This is a genomic window from Massilia sp. CT11-108, from assembly GCF_047302915.1.
Taxonomy (GTDB): domain Bacteria; phylum Pseudomonadota; class Gammaproteobacteria; order Burkholderiales; family Burkholderiaceae_D; genus Telluria; species Telluria orientalis.
In genome coordinates this window covers 1-2,046 of sequence record NZ_JBKYMO010000737.1, presented here as the reverse complement: position 1 = coordinate 2,046, position 2,046 = coordinate 1, and the positions used below count along the sequence as shown (strand labels likewise).

At 69.9% G+C, this 2,046-nt stretch carries 3 protein-coding genes; 1 reads left to right on the top strand and 2 read right to left on the bottom strand.

The features are described from left to right. Nucleotides 1–187: 187 nt before the first annotated feature. A complete protein-coding gene (locus ACEN88_RS30115; RefSeq protein ID WP_413345621.1) occupies nt 188–949 on the top strand; it encodes a class I SAM-dependent methyltransferase in 762 nt (253 codons plus the stop codon). Here ACEN88_RS30115 and ACEN88_RS30110 read toward each other — a convergent pair. After that, on the bottom strand, nt 946–1,740 hold the full coding sequence (locus tag ACEN88_RS30110) for an ABC transporter permease (protein ID WP_413345619.1): 795 nt from the start codon (nt 1,738–1,740) through the stop codon (nt 946–948). The two genes, ACEN88_RS30115 and ACEN88_RS30110, sit on opposite strands and share 4 nt — an antisense overlap. Beyond that, nucleotides 1,737–2,046: ATP-binding cassette domain-containing protein (locus tag ACEN88_RS30105; RefSeq protein ID WP_413345617.1), on the bottom strand; the 310-nt coding region annotated here is incomplete at its 5' end. The genes ACEN88_RS30110 and ACEN88_RS30105, both read right to left, overlap by 4 nt.

The window sequence follows — 2,046 nt, the reverse complement described above, 5'->3', positions numbered from 1 at the left end:
TGCCGGGCCGGGCGGGCGTCAGGCGCGCGCGGTGGGCGCGGATGAAGGCGCCGAGCATCTGGCGCTGGTGCTGTTGCGTGCCGGTCATGGTGCTCCTTATACCAGGATAAACAGGCTCCTTGTAACAGGAAAACGCCTCGCAGACAATAAGTGGACCATGAGCCAACGATCAAACCCAGGAGCCAACATGCACAACCACGATGCCACCGTCCTCGAACAATACGATTCCCGCGCCGAGGCCTATCTCGCCAGCGCCGTGCACGCCGCCGGCGCGGACCTGGAGCGGATGGCGGACCTGATCGGCCACCGTCCCGATGCCGTCGCGCTGGACATGGGCTGCGGCGGCGGCCATGTGGCGTTCCGCATGGCGGGCCAGGTCGGCAAGGTCGTCGCATACGACCTGTCCGCCGCGATGCTTGACACCGTCGCCGCGGAAGCGCGCCGGCGCGGCCTGGACAATCTCGTCATGAAGCAGGGCGCGGCGGAAGCGCTGCCCTGTCCCGATGCGTCGTTCGACATCGTCGCCACCCGCTACAGCGCGCACCACTGGGGCGCGTTCCGCGACGGACTCGCGCAGATGCGCCGCGTCGTGAAGCCGGATGGTCTGGGGTTGTTCATGGACGTCGTCTCCCCCGGCGTGCCATTGCTGGACACATGGCTGCAGACGCTCGAGCTGCTGCGCGATCCATCCCACGTGCGCAACGCGTCGGTGGCGGAATGGCAGACGACGCTGGCGGCCGTCGGCTTCGCGGTCGACGACGTGGTCACGTACAGGCTGCGGCTGGAATTCGCGTCGTGGATCGCGCGGATGCGCACGCCCGACGTCCACGTGGCCGCGATCCGCTCGCTGCACACGCGCGCCGCGAGCGAAGTGAGGGATTATTTCCAGATCGGGGAGGACGGCAGCTTCACGGTCGACACGGCCCTGATCGTGGCCCGTCCGGTTTAAGCGCGCAAACGGTCGACGCGCAGCCGTTGGCGGTCGTCGCTGAGGGCCCGCACGGCCAGCATGGCGGCGCCGACGGACGCCAGGCCGCTTGCGCCGGCCAGCAGGAACATCAGCAGGATCTGGTATTTGACGGCCTCGATCGGGTCCATGCCCGCGAGCAGCTGGCCCGTCATGATGCCGGGCAGGGTGATGATGCCGGCGGCCGACATCTGGTTCGCGACGGGAATCATGCCGCGCCGCGTCGCGTTGCGCACGAGCGGGCCGATGGCTTCGCGCAGCGGCGTGCCGAGGGCGAGCCGCGCTTCGATGCGGGCGCGCTCGCGCACGACGCCGTCGAGGATGCCGTCCAGCGCGAGGCTGGCGGCGTTCAGCACGCTGCCGAGGACGATGCCCATCAGCGGGATCGCGTAGCGCGGTTCGTACCACGGTGTCGGGCGCACGGCCGTCGTCAGCGCCAGCAGCACGGTCGCGACACCGGTGCAGGACACGACGGCGGCGCTGATCCGGTAGTTCGCGTGGCGCTTCAGGCGCTGCTTCGGCCGGGTCGCCACTTCGCGCGCGGCGGCGGCGATCATGAACACGACGATGGCCAGCGTGGCCGCCGCGGAGCTCGTGGCGAACACGTGGCGCAGCACGAGGCCGACGATGGTCAGCTGCGCCACCATGCGCACGGCCGCGACGAGGATCTGGCGGTGCAGTCCGAGGCCCAGTGCGAGCGACAGCGCGGCGTCCAGCAATATCAGGATAGCGGCGGCAAGCAGATCCCAGGTGCCCAGGTGAATCGCGTTCATGTCGTCGTCAGCTTTCCCTGTTCGAGCCGGAAGATGCGCTGCGCGAGGCGGCGCGCCTGTTCGCCCGCGTGCGTGACGATCAATATCGCCATGCCGGCCGCCAGCCGTGCGCGCAGCAGCGCCTCCACGCGCGCGACGGCGTCGGGATCGAGGGCGGCCGTCGGTTCGTCGAGCAGCAGCACGCGCGGACGCCGGGCCAGCGAGCGGACGAGGGCGAGGCGCTGGCGTTCGCCGGTCGACAGGCGTTCGATTTCCGTGTCCAGCAGCGCAGGGGACAGGCCCAGCGCGGCCAGTGTGGCGTCGACG

What these genes read in the sequence shown, in the direction of transcription:
- ACEN88_RS30115 (WP_413345621.1), top strand. Translation starts at nt 188, where the DNA reads ATGCACAACCACGATGCCACCGTCCTCGAACAATACGATTCCCGCGCC.
- ACEN88_RS30110 (WP_413345619.1), bottom strand. Translation starts at nt 1,740, where the DNA reads ATGAACGCGATTCACCTGGGCACCTGGGATCTGCTTGCCGCCGCTATC.